The sequence below is a fragment of the Azospirillum sp. TSH58 genome (assembly GCF_003119115.1).
In the GTDB taxonomy this organism is placed as follows: domain Bacteria; phylum Pseudomonadota; class Alphaproteobacteria; order Azospirillales; family Azospirillaceae; genus Azospirillum.
The window spans coordinates 666,203-683,331 of the sequence record NZ_CP022364.1; the positions used below are offsets into that span (position 1 = coordinate 666,203).

12 protein-coding genes and 1 pseudogene are annotated in these 17,129 nt (G+C 70.3%); 4 read left to right on the top strand and 9 right to left on the bottom strand.

Annotation, left to right across the window (positions count from 1 at the left end; all coding sequences use genetic code 11):
* Positions 1 to 86: 86 nt before the first annotated feature.
* From TSH58p_RS06735 to TSH58p_RS06745, 3 genes are read right to left on the bottom strand one after another with little or no spacing between them, the layout of a single operon-like run.
* The gene (locus TSH58p_RS06735) at positions 87 to 1,481 is read right to left on the bottom strand and encodes an NAD(P)(+) transhydrogenase (Re/Si-specific) subunit beta (RefSeq protein ID WP_109469181.1); all 1,395 of its coding nucleotides are present in this window, start codon (positions 1,479 to 1,481) and stop codon (positions 87 to 89) included.
* A 2-nt stretch (positions 1,482 to 1,483) separates the two neighbouring features.
* On the bottom strand, positions 1,484 to 1,906 hold the full coding sequence (locus TSH58p_RS06740; protein WP_109469182.1) for an NAD(P) transhydrogenase subunit alpha: 423 nt from the start codon (positions 1,904 to 1,906) through the stop codon (positions 1,484 to 1,486).
* Between the two features lie 27 nt (positions 1,907 to 1,933).
* Positions 1,934 to 3,091: a Re/Si-specific NAD(P)(+) transhydrogenase subunit alpha gene (locus TSH58p_RS06745; RefSeq protein WP_109469183.1), complete on the bottom strand. Its 1,158-nt coding sequence runs from the start codon at positions 3,089 to 3,091 to the stop codon at positions 1,934 to 1,936.
* A 423-nt stretch (positions 3,092 to 3,514) separates the two neighbouring features.
* Here TSH58p_RS06745 and TSH58p_RS34660 point away from each other — a divergent pair, with 423 nt between their 5' ends.
* Positions 3,515 to 3,763 carry a DUF2312 domain-containing protein gene (locus TSH58p_RS34660; RefSeq protein WP_012973951.1) on the top strand — a complete coding sequence of 83 codons (249 nt, stop codon included), beginning with the start codon at positions 3,515 to 3,517 and terminating at the stop codon, positions 3,761 to 3,763.
* Between the two features lie 23 nt (positions 3,764 to 3,786).
* On the opposite strand, the gene TSH58p_RS06755 is transcribed toward TSH58p_RS34660, so the two are convergent.
* The 3 genes from TSH58p_RS06755 to TSH58p_RS06765 all read right to left on the bottom strand — a co-directional run bounded on the left by TSH58p_RS06755 (position 3,787) and on the right by TSH58p_RS06765 (position 7,941).
* Positions 3,787 to 6,015: an anthranilate synthase gene (locus tag TSH58p_RS06755; RefSeq protein ID WP_109068007.1), complete on the bottom strand. Its 2,229-nt coding sequence runs from the start codon at positions 6,013 to 6,015 to the stop codon at positions 3,787 to 3,789.
* A 237-nt stretch (positions 6,016 to 6,252) separates the two neighbouring features.
* Positions 6,253 to 6,834, bottom strand: coding sequence for a cation transporter (locus TSH58p_RS06760; protein ID WP_109068008.1), 582 nt, complete (start codon positions 6,832 to 6,834; stop codon positions 6,253 to 6,255).
* 180 nt (positions 6,835 to 7,014) lie between these two features.
* Positions 7,015 to 7,941 carry a cation diffusion facilitator family transporter gene (locus tag TSH58p_RS06765; protein ID WP_109068009.1) on the bottom strand — a complete coding sequence of 309 codons (927 nt, stop codon included), beginning with the start codon at positions 7,939 to 7,941 and terminating at the stop codon, positions 7,015 to 7,017.
* Positions 7,942 to 8,126: 185 nt separating this feature from the next.
* Here TSH58p_RS06765 and TSH58p_RS06770 point away from each other — a divergent pair, with 185 nt between their 5' ends.
* From TSH58p_RS06770 to TSH58p_RS06785, 3 genes and pseudogenes are all read left to right on the top strand, one after another.
* Complete coding sequence (locus tag TSH58p_RS06770; RefSeq protein ID WP_109068010.1) at positions 8,127 to 8,564, top strand: CBS domain-containing protein; 438 nt, start codon at positions 8,127 to 8,129, stop codon at positions 8,562 to 8,564.
* 181 nt (positions 8,565 to 8,745) lie between these two features.
* Positions 8,746 to 9,765 carry a response regulator gene (locus tag TSH58p_RS06775; protein WP_109068011.1) on the top strand — a complete coding sequence of 340 codons (1,020 nt, stop codon included), beginning with the start codon at positions 8,746 to 8,748 and terminating at the stop codon, positions 9,763 to 9,765.
* Positions 9,766 to 10,127: 362 nt separating this feature from the next.
* Positions 10,128 to 13,646: pseudogene (locus TSH58p_RS06785) on the top strand (indolepyruvate ferredoxin oxidoreductase family protein); the annotation flags it as partial.
* Positions 13,647 to 13,718: 72 nt separating this feature from the next.
* Here TSH58p_RS06785 and TSH58p_RS06790 read toward each other — a convergent pair.
* The 3 genes from TSH58p_RS06790 to TSH58p_RS06800 are packed head-to-tail and all read right to left on the bottom strand — an operon-like array spanning position 13,719 to position 16,974.
* A complete protein-coding gene (locus TSH58p_RS06790) occupies positions 13,719 to 14,645 on the bottom strand; it encodes a hypothetical protein (RefSeq protein ID WP_109068013.1) in 927 nt (308 codons plus the stop codon).
* The gene (locus TSH58p_RS06795) at positions 14,642 to 16,312 is read right to left on the bottom strand and encodes a tetratricopeptide repeat protein (RefSeq protein WP_109068014.1); all 1,671 of its coding nucleotides are present in this window, start codon (positions 16,310 to 16,312) and stop codon (positions 14,642 to 14,644) included. The genes TSH58p_RS06790 and TSH58p_RS06795 overlap by 4 nt, the downstream gene beginning before the upstream one ends.
* Complete coding sequence (locus TSH58p_RS06800; RefSeq protein ID WP_109068015.1) at positions 16,309 to 16,974, bottom strand: SGNH/GDSL hydrolase family protein; 666 nt, start codon at positions 16,972 to 16,974, stop codon at positions 16,309 to 16,311. The genes TSH58p_RS06795 and TSH58p_RS06800 overlap by 4 nt, the downstream gene beginning before the upstream one ends.
* Positions 16,975 to 17,129: the final 155 nt, after the last annotated feature.

The following is a 17,129-nucleotide window of genomic DNA, read 5'->3' on the forward strand; positions in this document are numbered from 1 at the left end:
TCCGTTTCTTGTGATGGCAAAAAAGAAACCCCCGGAGCGAGCCGGCCCCGGGGGTTCATTCTACTCCACAGCCGTGACGCCGCGGATTACTCCATCGACTTCACGACCTCTTCGGTGACCTTCTTGGCGTCGCCGAACAGCATCATGGTGTTGGGGCGGAAGAACAGCTCGTTCTCGACGCCGGCGTAGCCGGCGGCCATGCCGCGCTTGATGAAGAACACCGTCTTGGCCTTCTCGACGTCGAGGATCGGCATGCCGTAGATCGGCGACTGCGGATCGGTCTTGGCCGCCGGGTTGGTCACGTCGTTGGCGCCGATCACGAAGGCGACGTCCGCGGTGCTGAAGTCGCGGTTGATGTCCTCCAGCTCGAACACCTCGTCGTAGGGCACGTTGGCCTCGGCCAGCAGCACGTTCATGTGCCCCGGCATGCGCCCCGCCACCGGATGGATGGCGTATTTGACCTCGACGCCCTCCTTCTTCAGCAGGTCGGCCATCTCGCGCAGCGCGTGCTGGGCCTGGGCCACCGCCATGCCGTAGCCCGGGACGATGATCACCGACTGGGCGTTCTTCATGATGTAGGCCGCGTCCTCCGGCGAGCCGGCCTTGACCGTGCCGCGCTCGCCGCCGCCGGCCGCCGCCGAGGCCGCCCCGCTGTCGCCGCCGAAGCCGCCCAGGATCACGTTGAAGATCGAGCGGTTCATGCCCTTGCACATGATGTAGGACAGGATGGCGCCCGACGAGCCGACCAGCGCGCCCGTGACGATCAGCAGGTTGTTCTGCAGCGTGAAGCCGATGCCCGCCGCCGCCCAGCCGGAGTAGCTGTTCAGCATCGAGATCACCACCGGCATGTCGGCGCCGCCGATCGGCAGGATCAACAGGAAGCCGAGCGCCAGCGCGACCAGAACGATGATCCACATCGCCACGCTGGAGTTGCTCTGCACCAGCCAGACGATGAGCAGGATGGTCAGCACGCCGAGGGCGGCGTTGAGGTGGTGCTGGAAGGGGAAGACCAGCGGCTTGCCGGTGACCAGACCCTGGAGCTTGGCGAAGGCAACGATCGAGCCGGTGAAGGTGATGGCGCCGATGGCGGTGCCGAGCGCCATCTCGACCAGCGAGCCCTTGGCGATGGCGCCGGGCACGCCGATGCCGTAGGCCTCGGGCGAGTAGAAGGCCGACAGCGCCACGAACACCGCGGCCAGACCGACCAGCGAGTGGAAGGCGGCGACGAGCTGCGGCAGAGCCGTCATCTCGATCTTCTTGGCGATGACGTAGCCGATGCCGCCGCCAATCGCGATGCCCAGCACGATCATCCAGTAGGACTGGACGATGGGCAGGGCCAGCGTGGTCAGCACGGCGATGGTCATGCCGGCCATGCCGAAGAAGTTGCCCTGGCGGGAGGTCTCCGGGCTGGACAGGCCGCGCAGGGCCATGATGAAGCAGACCGAGGCGACCAGATAGAGAAGGGCGGACAGGGTTTCCATGGTTACTTGCCCTTCTTCTTGAACATCGACAGCATGCGCTGGGTGACCAGGAAGCCGCCGAAGATGTTGACGCTGGCCAGGATGACGGCGAGGAAGCCCATGATCTTGGAGAAGCCGAACCCAGCGGGGCCGGCGGCGATCAGGGCGCCGACGATGATCACCGAGGACACCGCGTTGGTCACCGCCATCAGCGGCGAGTGCAGCGCCGGCGTCACCCGCCACACCACGTAGTAGCCGACGAAGCAGGCCAGCACGAACACCGTCAGGCCGGTGATGAAGAAGTTGCCGTGGCCCGCCGCGTCCGCGACGGGAGTGGCGTGGCCGAGCGCCGCGGCCTGGGCGGCGAGCGCGTCGATCTGCTGGCTGGCCGCCGCGAGCTGGGCCTTCAGCTCGACGACGCGGTTGGACAATTGAGTCTGATCCATGTGTCTCTCCCTAAATCCGTCCGGCCTTTAGACCGTCTGGCCGGCGAAGGCGGGATGAACGACCTGCCCATCGCGGGTGAGCGCGATGGCCTTCACGATCTCGTCGTCCCAGTTGAGCGTGACGCCCTTTTCCTTGTCGTGCAGCGACTGCAGCAGCGCCAGCAGGTTCTTGGCGTAGAGCAGCGAGGCGCTCTCGGCGATGCGGCTGGGGTAGTTGGCGTGGCCGACGATCTTCACCCCGTTGTCGGTGACGACCACCTTGCCCAGCTCCGAGCCCTCGACGTTGCCGCCCTGCTCCACCGCCAGATCGATGATCACCGAGCCCGGCTTCATCGAGGCGACATGCTCGCGCGTCACCAGGATCGGCGCCTTGCGCCCGGGGATCAGCGCCGTGGTGATGACGATGTCCTGCTTCTTGATGTGCTCGGCCACCAGCGCCGCCTGCTGGCGCTTGTAGTCGTCCGACATCTCCTTGGCGTAGCCGCCGGAGGTCTCGGCCTGTTTGAACTCCTCGTTCTCCACCGCGACGAAGCTGCCGCCCAGCGACTGCACCTGCTCCTTCACCGCCGGGCGCACGTCGGTCGCCGAGACGATGGCACCCAGCCGCTTGGCCGTGGCGATGGCCTGCAGACCGGCGACGCCGACGCCCATGATGAAGGCGCGGGCCGGCGGCACCGTGCCCGCCGCGGTCATCATCATCGGGTAGGCCCGGCCATACTCGCTGGCGGCGTCGACCACCGCCTTGTAGCCGGCGAGGTTGGCCTGCGAGGACAGCACGTCCATGACCTGGGCGCGGGTGATGCGCGGCATGAACTCCATGGCGAAGGCGTTCACCCCGGCCGCCGCGTAGGCCGCCACGTGGTCGCGGCTGTTGTAGGGGTTGAGGATGGCGAACAGCAGCGCGCCGCGCTTGATCAGCGCCAGCTCGTCGAGGTCCCCCTCCCCGGCCAGCAGCGGTCGCTGCACCTTCAGCACGATGTCGGCGTCGGCCAGCGCCGACGCGGCGTCCGGCGCGATCGTCGCGCCGGCGTCCTGATACACCCGGTCCGGCAGGTTCGAGCCCAGACCGGCGCCGGTCTCCACGACCACTTCCAGGCTGAGGGCTTTGAGTTTCTTGACCGTCTCCGGAGAAGCCGCGACGCGATTCTCCCCCGCGCGCCGTTCCCTGGGTATGGCGATTTTCATGGTTCTTTATCTCCCCTGCCGCAAGTGGCCGATTTGCGTGCAATCGGCCTAGACCGTCGGCATCAATGCCGGATTTATGTGACTTTGTGAAGCTCTTGAGCGTCGATGGTATTACCAGCGGTGATGGGTGCGGCGCAACAGCCCGGAGAGGGATGGCACGCCCGCGTGCAACGGAAAGTGCAAGGTCGCCGCTTTCGCAAGGTCTCGCCATCGGTCTTTCGCATCAGGCGTCGGTCCGGGACGGCGCTTGTCGCCGCGGGCGTATCCCACTATCCGGGCACACCCGACCGAGGCGTGCCGCCGATGGAGATGGCCTGTGGCATCCGTGCCGACGATGCCGGGAGTCCCTTGCCATCGACGGCGCCCGCCGATATCGTCCGCGCCGGATTCCCCGGAAGCACCCAATTTGAGGTTACCCTTATCATGTCCGACGTCGGCGGCATTGCGGCGGATCGCCTGAAATCCTTCGTCGAGCGCATCGAGCGCCTGGAAGAGGAGAAGCGCGGCCTGCAGGAGGACATCAAGGAAGTCTATGCCGAAGCCAAGGGCACCGGCTTCGACACCAAGATCATCCGCCAGATCATCCGGCTGCGCAAAATGGACAAGGCCGACCGCCAGGAGCAGGAAGCCATCCTGGAACTCTACAAGGAAGCGCTGGGGATGGTGGAGTAACCACCCCCGGCCCCCTTCCCTCCTTACGCCGCCGCGTCCGCAAGGGCGCCGGCGGCCAGCCGGTCCATCACGTTGCCCAGCAGGGCGAGACCGGCCCCACCGTCGAGCGACAGGATCGACTCGGGGTGGAACTGCACGGCGGCGAGCGGAAGCCGCCGGTGCTCCACAGCCATCACCAGACCGTCGGCGGTCTCCGCGGTCACCGTGAGGTCCGCCGGCAGCCGGTCGCGCCGCGCCACCAGCGAGTGGTAGCGCCCGACCGTCAGCCGTTCCGGCAGGCCGGCGAACAGCCCGCCGCCGAGCACCCGGACCTCCGCGGCCTTGCCGTGGACCGGTTCCGGCAGCACGTCCAGCGCGCCGCCGAACCGCTCCACCATGCCCTGCAGCCCCAGGCAAACGCCGAACACCGGCAGGCCGAGCGCCAGCGCCGCGTCGATGGTGCCCGCCACGTCGAAATCCGCCGGACGGCCCGGACCGGGGGACAGCACGACCAGATCCGGCTTCCGCTCAGCGATCGCCGCCCGTGCGTGACTGTGACGCAGCGTCGTCACCGACGCGCCGGTCTGGCGCAGGTAGTCGGCCAGCGTGTGGACGAAGCTGTCGTCGTGATCCACCAGCAGCACCCGCTTGCCCCGCCCGCCGCCGGGAGCCGCCGGAAGCGCGGGCACCAAGCCCATGGCCGTTCCACGGATGGCGTCGCGGAAGGCGGCGGCCTTCAGGCGGCACTCCGCGTCCTCGGCGTCCGGGTCGCTGTCGGACAGCAGGGTCGCCCCGGCCCGCACATGGGCGACGCCCTCGGCCATGCGGATCGTCCGCAGGGTCAGGCCGGTGTCCATCCCGCCGTCGAAGCCCAGCCGGCCGAAGGCCCCGCCGTACCAGCGGCGCGGCGACCTCTCGGTGTCCTCCAGGAACTGCATGGCCCAGCGCTTGGGCGCCCCGGTCACCGTCACCGCCCAGGTGTGGGTGAGGAAGGCGTCCAGCGCGTCCATTCCGGGCCGCAGCCGCCCCTCCACATGGTCCACCGTGTGGATCAGGCGGGAGTACAGTTCGATCATCCGCCGCCCGATCACCCGGACGGACCCCGGCTCGCACACCCGCGCCTTGTCGTTGCGGTCCACGTCGGTGCACATGGTCAGTTCCGCCGCGTCCTTGGCCGAACCCAGCAGGCGCAGGATCTGCGCGGAGTCGCTCAGCGCGTCGGTGCCGCGCGCCACAGTGCCGGAGATCGGGCAGGTCTCCACGCGTCCACCCATTGGACCGCCCGCCACCCGCACATACATTTCCGGGCTGGCGGCGACGAGGAACTCCCCGCCCCCCAGATTGACGAAGGCCTCATAGGGCGCCGGGTTGGCGGCGCGCAGCCGCCGGAACACCGCCGAAGGGGCGTCGGCGCAGGGCTCGGAGAAGGTCTGGCCGGGCACCACCTCGAACAGGTCGCCGCGGCGGAAGGCGGCCTTGGCGGCCTCGACGACACCTTGATACTCGCCGGGCGCGTGGTCGCAGCCGGTTTCGGCGTTGGTGTCGGGGCCGTTGGTGTCCGGGCGGTAGGGATGGTCGCGCCCGCCGCGCTCCAGCCCCTCGGTGCCGCCCGCCGCCGTGGCGAACTCATACTCGACGAGCCGCGCGAGGCCCGTCATGGGGTCCAGAACGACCAGCCGGTCCGGCAGGTAGAGCACCAGATCGCGCTGGTCGTCGGGCCGCTCCAGCCGCAGGCGGATCGGCTCGAACTGGAAGGCGAGGTCGTAGGCGAAGGCCCCGTAAAGGCCGAGCAGCGGGTCGTCGGGGGCGGCGAACAGCTCCAGCACCGCGCGCAGCACCGAGAAGACGGAGGGCTGGCGGCTCCGCTCCTCCTCCGGGAAGGGGTGCTGGGGCTTGCGGACCAGGGCGGTGACCCGCGACGGCGCCTCCTCCAGACCGACCAGCGCCTCCAGGCCGCGCAGAGCCTCGGCCACCGCCGGCAGCAGCACCCGCCCCCGCGCGTTCAGCGCGTCGAGGCGCAGCGTCCGCCCGCGTGCCGTGAGCGCCAGCGGCGGGTCGGTGAAGCCCAGCGCGTGGCGGCGGTAGCGGCCCGGCGCCTCCACCCCGCTCGACAGCAGCAGGCCGCGGCGGCGGTCGAGCGCGTCGATCACCGGATCGAGGGCGGTCCGCGGGTCGAGCGCCGTGGCGCGCCGGGTCACGGTAACGCCGCCACGCGTTTGGAAACGCAGCGGTTCGAGGAGGTGGAGCGAAGCGAGGAGGTCGGCGGGGTACATGGCGGGGTCTCCGATGGTCGATCCGTTGACGGACGGACACCCGGAGTTCCCTTGCTCGACACCCGCATTCCCTGGTCAGGAAAAAGGCCGCCCGGAAGCTCCGGGCGGCCTTTCGATGCTGTGTGCGCTCACGCGCGTCGGCTGGCCGGCCCGGTCAGACGGGCCACCACCAACGACGCGACAGGGAGGGCGCAGCGAAAATCATGACACCGAGTTCGCCACAGGGATGCGGCCCTGTCAAGCCCCCTTCCCCAACCCGCTCGGGTCGGCGGGGGCGTGCCACGCGCGCCGTTCCCCCACCGCCTGCCGCAGCGCCGTCACCGCGCCGGACAAGACCGTGGCGGCGATGACCGCGGCGACCAGATGGTCCGGCCACCCCTGCCCCATCACCCACACGCCCGCCGCCGCCATCATCACCGCGGCGTTGGTCAGCACGCCGTTGCGGGCGCACAGCCAGACCGCGCGCAGCGTCAACCCGGCGCGCCGTCCGGCGAACAGCAGGACCGCCACCGACAGGGCCGCCCCCATCCCGAGAAGCGCGACGAGGCTCATCACCGGCGCGTCGGGAACGGTGCCGGCATAGGCGCTCCAGGCCGTGGCGGCCACCAGCCCCAGACCGAGGACGGACAGCACCAGCCCCCGCGCCAGCGCGGCCCAGCCCCGCGCCTCCAGCCCGCGCCCCATCATCCACAGGCCGACGCCGTGGGTCATCGCGATCGCCAGGGATTCCAGCGCGCTCGCCCGCAAGCCCATGGACTGCGTCTCCAGCCCGGCGGCCAGGGCGACCGCGGCCATCAGCCCGTTGACGAGCAGCGCCATGCGCAGGGTCCGGCGGTAGTCGGCCTGCCGCCCGGCGTTTGGGCGCCCGTTTCCTCCGCCGCTCCCGCAAGAACCGCCACAGCACTTGCCCGCCATCCCGTCACCCTCCGCCCGCGCCACGCGCTTCGTGTCTCATGGAAATCCAATATACGCGATCCGGCCCGTCCATGGGACAGGCCGTCATTCCGCCCATTCCGGATCGCTGGTGAAGACGATGGTGAGCCACCGGTCGGGGCCTTCGCCGCCGATGGCCGCGCCGACCTCGTCCCGGATCCGGTCCCACTCCTCCAACTGGCGCGGCGGCCAGCCGCGCGGGGCGATGAAGAACAGCTCGATCTGCCGCCCCCGGCCCACCCGCGCGACATAGGCGCGGTAGGAGGAGAAGCCGTGCCGCCGCACGATGTCCGACGCGACGGCGTCGACGTGCCGCTTGAGGTCGGCGGGCGTGACCAGAAAGACGTCGGCCAGCGCCTGCCGCATCGTGCCGACCGGGATCGGGATGACCACCAGACAGACCAGGGCCAGCACCGCCGGGTCGATGTAGGGCGACATCCATTGAAGCCGGGTGCCCTGGATCAGATACCCGAAGACGAAGGCGACGAGCAGGGCCGCGGTGAGCGCCGCCGACATGATCCAGGCCTTCGCGTCGAGCGCCAGGAAGTCGGAGCGGACCGTCCGGTTCGCCCGCGTCGCGAAGACCGCCATGCCGGCCGCGACGAGAACGGTCACCGCCGCATAGACGATCGCGTGGTCGAAGGCGAGATCGCGGCCGCCGGTCATCAGGCTGCCCACGGCGTTGATGAGCGCGTAGATCGCCGCCCCCATCAGCAGGGTGGCGTTCAGCCCGAGCACCATCGGTTCGAGGTGCCAGAAGCCCATGGTGAAACGCTCGGCCAGCTTGCCACGGCGTGGGCCGCTCGCGGTGGAGGCGGCGATCAGGTTGGACACCAGCAGCGTCACCATCGTCATGCTGGCGTCCACCAGCGAGTAGATGCCGTCGAAGACGATGGCGAAGGAGCCCGACAGCAGGCCGAACAGGATGCCGGCGCCCGCCAGCAGCACCGTGACGGCGATGGACAGGCGAAGAACCTTCTGCTCGGTGGTCATGTGCGCGCTCCCTTCCCGTCCACAATCCAGCGGTCGCCGTGCGTTCATGCATAGCGGCCCCGGCGAGGCGGCAAAACCGATTTTCCGATCCGCACCGTCCTGCCCTTGCCGGAACCGCCGGCCGCTCCAGGCTCATTCCGAATCGGACCCCACCGATTCGCCAACCCCAAAGAGGGAGGGTGGACATGACCGTCGTTGCCGAGGTTCTGAACCGCAAAGGCCATACCGTCGCCTCGATCCTGCCGTCCGAAACCATCCGGACCGCCGCCCGCACGCTGACCGACCGGCGCATCGGCGCCCTGGTGGTGTGCGACCGCCGCGGCCGGCTGGCCGGCATCCTGTCGGAGCGTGACATCGTCCGCGCCGTGGCGATGCATGGCGCCGACGCGCTGGATCTCCCGGTGGAGGATCTGATGACCCGTCAGGTCAAGACCTGCCGGCCGGAGGACACGATCAAGGACCTGATGCAGATGATGACCCTGCGCCGCCACCGCCATGTGCCGGTCTGCAACGAGGCGGGCGACCTCGCCGGCGTGATCTCCATCGGCGACGCCGTGAAGGCCCGCCTGGACGAACAGGCCCACGAGGTGGCCGTCCTGAAGGATCTCGCCCTGGTCCGCTAGAGGCACCCCGGACCTCGACCAAGTCCCCGGACGGGGGAGCCGAAGACCAAGCGCACTCCATGAGGCGAAGAGGCTCCCCCGGTCGCGCGCCGATTGGCGCTAACACGTCTCCGCGTCCTGAAATCCCAGGCCGGCGTTCGGATATTCGGTAACGCTTCGTTCCCGAACCTTCGGACCCGACATGCCACGCCGCTACCCGACCCACCTGAAGATCCTGGTCGTCGAGAACAACCCGCTGCTGCTGCGGGCGCTGCGGGACATGCTGGAGCATTGGGGCGTCGGCCAGGTCGCCCCCGCCGCCAACGGGCAGGAGGCGATGGAACTGCTGCGCCGGGAGCCCTACGACCTGATGGTCACCGACTGGGTGATGGAACCGGTGGGCGGCGGACAGCTCGTCCGCTGGGTGCGCGGCTCGGTCAGCTGCCTCAGCCCCGATCTGCCGATCATCGTCCTGACCGCCAACGCCGACGTCGCCACCGTGCGCGCCGCCTGGGACGCCGGGGCGGACACCGTCCTCGCCAAGCCGGCCTCCGCCGCCACCATCGCCCGGCGGATCGAAACCGTGCTGAACAACCCCCGCAAGGGCGGCCGCTCCCAAACCGAGGCGGCCACGGCGAAGCCGACGAACAACAACACGCCGCCCCCCTCCCACCCGGCTCCGCCCCGGCCGGCGATCTCCTCCGCCCCGCCGCCGCTGCGCCTGCCGCCCCCGCCGCCGCGCCTGTCCGGCCCCTCCGGGTCAGGGTCAGGTCCGCTGCGCTCGACCGACCCGAAGATGGTCCGGCTGGTGCTGGCGCTCGACCGGCTGGAAAGGGCGCTGGCCTGCCCCGACGCGCTGGGCACGCGGCTGCGCCACGCGGTGTCCGACCTGCAACTGGCCGCCGCCGGCAACGCCGCGGCCACCGCCATCGCCGCGTCGCTGTCCACCTGCGTCACCTGGGTGGACCATGACGGGGAAAGCTTCCAGGAGGCGGTGCAGGCCCATATGGACGCCCTGCGCTGGACCATCAGCATCGGCGGCGGGGCGGACTCCTCCGCCGCCCTGCGGGTCATGGTCGGCGCCCTGCGCGCGATGGTGCGCAGCCTCAGCCTGCGCGACGGCAACGGTCCCAGCCTGTGGCCGGACGGCGCCTTCGGCGCGCCGGACCACGGGGGCGAGGCGGGTCATTCCCCCGGTCATTCCCCCCTGCCGCCCGCCTGAAGACTCCCCATATCGGGTAGGGAGCCCCCACCCCAGCCCTCCCCCGCTTTGCGGGAGAAGGTGCCTTCTGCGAAGCGGCGGCAGTCCCCTCCCCTGCGATAGCGGGGGAGGGCTGGGGTGGAGGCAAGGTTGCTGCACCCATGGACGCGAGCGGGAATGTCCCGCCGGAGGGCGATTCCCGCCCGTCCGTTTCACAGCGCTGCGAGCGCCGGACCGTTCCTTGCTTTTTACGGACGGAGGCCCGGCGCCGGTTGCCGAATAAGACAGCCTTCGTTACCTTTTTGCTTGTCGAACAAACACAAGAAGCGGCGCGGCGAACGCGCTCCGAACAGCGCTTTTCAGGGCGCCACAAAGGGGATGGAACAATGGCTCTCGCAACCGTGACCCTGGACGACAAGTACGCGCTTGAACAAGGGCGCGTGTACCTGACGGGAACCCAGGCGCTGGTGCGCCTTCCGATGATGCAGCGCCAGCGCGACCTTGCCGCCGGGCTGAACACCGCCTGTTTCATTTCGGGTTACCGCGGATCGCCATTGGGCGGCTTCGACCAGAATTTGTGGAACGCGCGCAAGTTCCTGGAGAAGAACCACATCCGCTTCCAGCCCGGCGTGAACGAGGAGCTGGGCGCCACCGCGGTCTGGGGCAGCCAGCAGGTCGGCATGTTCCCCGGCGCCAAGTATGACGGCGTCTATTCCATGTGGTACGGCAAGGGGCCGGGCGTCGACCGCTCGGGCGACGTGTTCAAGCACGCCAACGCCGCCGGCACGTCGCGCAACGGCGGCGTGCTGGTGCTGACCGGCGACGACCACAACGCCAAGTCCTCCACCTTCCCGCACCAGTCCGAACACGCCTTCATGCACGCGATGATCCCCGTGCTGAACCCGTCGGGCGTGCAGGAGATCCTGGATTACGGCCTGATCGGCTGGGCGATGAGCCGGTATTCCGGCTGCTGGATCGCCATGAAGACGATCGCCGAGACGGTGGACACCTCGGCGTCCGTATACATCGACCCGCACCGCGTCAGCCCGATCATCCCCGCCGATTTCCCGATGCCGCCGGGCGGGCTGAACATCCGCTGGCCCGACCCGCCGCTGGAGCAGGAATACCGGTTGATGAAGCACAAGCTGTACGCCGCCCTGGCGTTCGCGCGTGCCAACCGGCTGGACAAGGTGATGGTGTCCTCGCCCCGCCCGCGCTTCGGCATCGTCACCACCGGCAAGAGCTATCTGGACGTCCGGCAGGCCTTCGACGAGCTGGGCATCACCGAGGAGATGGCCGCCGACTGGGGCCTGACCGTCTACAAGGTCGGCATGCCCTGGCCGCTGGAGCGCGACGGCGTGCGCCACTTCGCCGAGGGGCTCGACGAGATCGTCGTGGTCGAGGAGAAGCGCGCGGTCATCGAGAACCAGCTCAAGGAGCAGCTCTACAACTGGCACCCCGACGTCCGCCCGAAGGTGGTCGGCAAATTCGACGAGCATGGCGAGTGGATTCTCCCATCCGCCGGTGAACTCTCGCCCGCCCAGATCGCCGTGGTCATCGGCCGCCGCCTGGAGCGCTTCGTCGACAACGAGAACCTGAAGCGCCGCGTCGCCTTCCTCGACGCCCAGGAGAAGCAGAAGGCCCATCAGGCCCGCGTCATCCGCAAGCCGACCTTCTGCTCCGGCTGCCCGCACAACACCTCCACCCATGTGCCGGAGGGCAGCCGCGCGCTGGGCGGCATCGGCTGCCACTACATGGCGACCTGGCTGGACCGCAAGACCGACACCTTCACCCAGATGGGCGGCGAGGGCGTGCCCTGGGTGGGCCAGGCGCCCTTCACCGAGGAGAAGCACATCTTCGCCAACCTCGGCGACGGCACCTACTACCATTCCGGCATCCTGGCGATCCGGCAGGCCATCGCGGCGAAGGCCACCATCACCTACAAGATCCTGTTCAACGACGCCGTGGCGATGACCGGCGGCCAGCCGGTGGACGGCACGCTGACCGTCCAGTCGCTCGCCAACCAGCTCCGCGCCGAGGGCGTGGGCCGCATCGTGGTGGTGTCCGACGAGCCGGAGAAGTACGGCATCGGCGACGGCCTGCCGCAATACACCAGCGTCGAGCACCGCGACGACCTGGAGCGCGTGCAGAAGGAGATGCGCGAGATTTCCGGCGTCAGCGTCCTGATCTACGACCAGACCTGCGCCACCGAGAAGCGCCGCCGCCGCAAGCGCGGCAAGATGGTCGATCCGGCCAAGCGCGTGATCATCAACGAGCTGGTCTGCGAGGGCTGCGGCGACTGCTCCGCCAAATCCTCCTGCGTGTCGGTGGTGCCGCTGGAGACCGAGTTCGGGCGCAAGCGCCAGATCGACCAGTCGAGCTGCAACAAGGACTATTCCTGCACCAAGGGCTTCTGTCCCAGCTTCGTGACGGTGGAGGGCGGGCAGCTCCGCAAGCCGAAACCCGCAGCGGCCAAGGCCGGTGCCGATCCGTCGGACCTGCGCACCCCCACCCTGCCCACGCTCGACCGGCCCTGGGGCATCTACGTCACCGGCGTCGGCGGCACCGGCGTGGTGACCATCGGCGCCCTGCTCGGCATGGCAGCCCACATCGAGGGCAAGGGCGTCGGCGTGCTCGACATGACCGGCCTCGCCCAGAAGGGCGGCGCGGTGACCAGCCACATCCGCATCGCCGCCACGCCGGAGGACATCCATTCCGTCCGCATCGCGGCGGGCGGGGCCGACGCGGTGGTCGGCTGCGACCTGATCGTCGCCGGGGCGGGCGACGCCCTGTCGAAGATGGCGCACGGCCACACCCGCGCGGTCATCAACACCCACGACACCATCACCGTGGACTTCCTGAAGAAGCCGGACTTCACGGTGCCGGTCCGCGATCTGGTGGCCGACATCCGCAAGGCCTGCGGCGAGGGGGCGGTGAACGCCTTCGACGCCACCAAGCTGGCCACCGCGCTGATGGGCGACAGCATCGCCACCAACCCCTTCCTGATGGGCTACGCGTGGCAGAAGGGGCTGATCCCGATCACGGCGGAGGCCATCCTGAAGGCCATCGAGCTGAACGGCGTGGCGGTGAAGATGAACACCGACGCCTTCAACTGGGGCCGCCGCGCCGCCGTCGATCTGGCCGCGGTGGAGGCCGCCGCCAACCCGCCGCAGGAGCAGGCGGCATCCCAAGCCAATGGCCACGACCTGTTCATCCTCGACCAGCGCCGCCCCTCGGCCAGCCTGGACGAGGCCATCGCCCGCCGCACCGCCTTCCTGACCGACTATCAGGACGCGGCCTACGCCAGCCGCTACCACGCGCTGGTCGACTGGACGCGGCGCGTCGAGGGGCAGAGGCTTCCCGGCTCCACCGCCCTGACCGAGGCCGTCGCCAAGGGCTATTTCAAGCTGCTCGCCTACAAGGACGAGTATGAGGTGGCCCGGCTCTACACCGACACCGGCTTCGTCGAGCAGGTCGGCCGGATGTTCGAGGGCGACTACAAGCTGGTCTTCCACATGGCCCCGCCGGTGATGGGCGAGAGCGGCGAGGACGGTGGCGAGCCGAAGAAGAAGCGCTTCGGCCCGTGGATGCTCAAGGCCCTGCGCCTGCTCGCCAAGGGCAAGCGCCTGCGCGGCAGCCCGCTCGACCCGTTCGGCTGGCTGGCCGAGCGCCGCATGGAGCGCCGCCTGATCGCCGACTACGAGGCCATCATGGGCGAGATCCTGCACGGCCTGACCCGCGACAACCACGCCACCGCGGTGGAGATCGCCCGCCTGCCGCAGGAGATGCGCGGCTATGGACCGGTGAAGGCCCGCAACGTCGAAGCGGCCAAGGCGAAGGAGGCCGCCCTGCTCGACGGCTTCCGCCAGCCCGCCGCGCCGCAGCCGATGGCCGCGGAGTGACCAATGGGGTTGCGACCGGAAAGGTTGTGACCGAAGCGACCGGGTGCGGGGTGCGGACGGCCTTCCGCACCCTCACCGCGGCTGCAGGACGCCGATCTCGGCCAGCGCGGCGCGGTTGCGGGTGACGGCGGCGGCCAGATGGCGCAAGTGCTGCTGCTGAAGGACCGGATTGGCGAAGGTGCGCAGATGGCCCTTCAACACATGCTCCCCGAAATTGAGGGAGAGGTCGGCGTCCAGGTGATGCCCCTTCCGGGATGTGGCGTGAACGACCATCAGAGGGTGCCCGTCGAGCATGAAGCCATGGCGGTTCCGCGGGTCGGGCATGGTCACATCGGCCAGAGGCGCGTCGTAGACCTGCCACAGGCGCGCGTCGAGCACCTCCACGCAGGCGGGATCGGGCAGGACCAGCGCGTTCAGCACATTCTGCTCCCACAGCGCGTGCTGGGCCACCCCCCGGCAGGTCACGGCCCATTGCGCCAGCAGGCCGCGCGACACCCACAGCATCAGGGCCGACATCAGGTAGGGGCGTTCCGGATCGATCCCCCGGTCCCGGAACAGGCGCTCCGCCGGTATGACGTAGTGGCCGCCACCGTGCAGTTCGTCCATCATCCCGCCGACGGTCATCCGGTCCACCGTGTCGGTGGTGGCGAGCGCCTTGCCGGAGCGCCGGAGGTCCTCCGCCAGCCCTTCGGCCGCGGCGAGGTCGAGGGCGCCCGCCATCATGTCGGCGTCCAGCCACAGCAGGCTGTCCCAAGCCTCGCCCGAGCAGTATTCCGACAGGTGGCCCTTGCACAGGTAGGGGTGCGCGTCCGCCGGCAGGATCTTCGGCCGGTCGAGCAGCAGGCCGGCGGCGCGCAGGTAATCGCGTTGTCCATCGGTCAGGCCGAAATCGCAGACGCGCACCCGCTCCAGCGGGAAGCGGCCCGTCAGCCCCTCCAGGAAGGCCAGCGTGGTGATGAAGTAGCGCGCGTTGGCGCCGGTCACGCACAGTGTGGTCATGATCGATCCTGCAAGGGTCCGTTCAGCGCCGCCAGATCGCGGCGCAGCCGCTCCACCGGCTCCGTCCAGTCGCCGAACACGGATTGCCGGTAGAGGCGCGCGGTCGGATACCAGGGCGAATCTGTCCTGCCGCACATCCAGCGCCATTCCGCCCCCTGATCGAGCAGCACCGCCACCGGCTTCCCCAGCGCTCCGGCGAGGTGGGCCACGGCGGTGCAGGGGCTGATCACGATGTCCAGCGCCTGGATCGCCGCGGCGGAGTCCGCGAAATCGCGAAGCTCCGCCCCGAGGTCGAGGACCGGGCCGAGCGGGGCGAGGCGGTCCAGGTCCGACCGCCCGTGGGCGACCTGGAGCAGAACCGCCGTCACGCCGGGGACGCCGGTCAGAGGCAGCACCGCCTCGAACCCCGGCGAGCGCTGGCGGTGGTAGGGAAAGGCGACCGAGCCGTGCCAGACCAGCCCGGCCTTCACCCCCGGCAGGCCGGCCAAGCGGTCCGCCCAGCGCCGCGCCGCCGCGTCGGGCGCCCGCAGATAGGGAACGGCCGCGGGCACGCTGTCCAGATCGGTGCCCATGCGATGGATCAGGCTCATGATGGGGATTTGCACGTCGTGGGCTGGCGGCGGTCCGTCGAGCCCGGACAGGTCGTCCAGCAGCTCCGACGCGCGGAACAGGGCGAGCAGCCCCTCCGGCCCGTGGAAGACCACGCGCATGCCCTGGGCCCGCAGCAGCGGGGCGTAGCGGATGAACTGGATGGCGTCGCCATGGCCGCGGTCGGCGTGGATCAGCAGCGTCTTGCCCGGCCGGACCCGACCGTCCCACACCGGCCGGCTGTAGGAGCGCGGCGGCCGGAAGGTGGGCAGGCTCAGCCGCGCCTCGTAATCCGCCGCCCCCTCGCGCAGGCGCCCGGTGAGCATCCGCAGCGTCCCCCGCCCCGCCCGCGCCGCGTCCATCCCCGGCGACAGGCGCAAGGCGCGGTCGAAGGCGGTTTCCGCCGGGATGACCGCGTGTCGTCCCAGCCCGGCGAAGCCCAGGTTGGCCCAATGCTCGGCCACGGCCGGGTCGAGCGCTGCGGCCCGGCGCAGGGCGGTGCGCGCCTCGTCCTGCCGCCACGCCGCCAGCGCCGCCGCCCCCGCCGCCCCCCAGGCGGCCGCCGTGCCGCGCAGCAGCGCCAACCGGGCGAAGGCGTCGGCCGCCGCGTCCGGCCGTTCCGCCGTGCCCAGCGCCTCCGCCAGATTGTTCAGGCTGCGGGCGTGGCCGGGGGCCAGCGCCAGCGCCAGACGGTAGAGCGCCACCGCCGCCGCGCCGTCCCGCGCGCCCAGCCGCAGGTCGCCGAGATCGCAGGCGAGATCGGGCGACCACACGCCGCGGCGCACGGCGCCGGCCAGCAGGGCCGCCGCCCGGTCCGGCCGTCCCTGGCGTTTCAGGCATTCCGCTTGGCTGCGCGCGTAGGCGGGGTTCTCCGGCGCGCAGGCGGAGGCCCGGCGGAAGCGCGCCTCGCCTCTCGCGGGATCGCCCGCGGAGACGGCCAGCACGCCCAGGATGTTCCAGGCTTCGCCGTGGCCGGGGGCCAGCGCCAGGGCGCGGACGACCCGTCGCTCCGCCCCCGCCCGGTCGCCCCGCTGGAGCGCGGCGGCGCCTGCGCGGAGAAAGTCCATCGCGTCGGTCATGGCGGCAGGTCCAGCGCGTTCAGGGCCTCCGCCCAGACCTCCGCGGCGCGGATGGGGTGGAGGTGGTGGTCACCGGGATTGGGGCTGCGGAACGCCTCGGCGACCAGCCCGCTCTCCGGGTCGGTGATGCGCGGCGTGATGTCGACGAAGGGCAGCCCGCGCGCCACCGCCGCGTCGCGCAGGCGGGCGTTGTAGCGGTGGGTCAGCTCGGTGCGCTGGCGCAGGGTGGCGGTGACCTCGTGCCGGGCGCGGGCGACCTTGCCGCGGGTCTCACCGTCGCGGATGGTCGGCAGCACCGCCCCGGTCAGCACCAGCGTGGGATAGCCGCCCGCCAGCAGGTCGTCCACGAAAGCGGCGCAGGCGGCCACCGACTCCTCCAATTGCCGCTCGACGCCGTCGCCGTGCTTCTGCGCCCGCCACCAGATGACGAAGCCGCAATCGACCTCGCCGAGCTGGATCACCGGGATGGCGTCCGGATCGGCGGGCAGCAGCGCCTCCTTGAACAGAGCGACCGCGTGGGTTTGACTCTCCGGGTTGCGCAGCCCGACCGCGGTCGCGCCGGGAACCAGCAGACAGCGCGCCGGCCTTTCGAGCAGGCGGATCGTCGCGGCGACCTCGAAGGATTGCGCATGGCTGTCGCCGATGAAGTACCAGTCCCGCATGCCCCACGACCCACGCCGCCATTGGCGCATTGTGGAGCGGCGGCGGGGTGGGAGTAAACCGGGAAACGAAAAGGGGGCCGTTGTCTCAACTCGACCGCCTCAAGTCCACTCCAATCCCTTGGCGGGAAGCGCGAGGGGCGGAAGGAGCCCCTCGC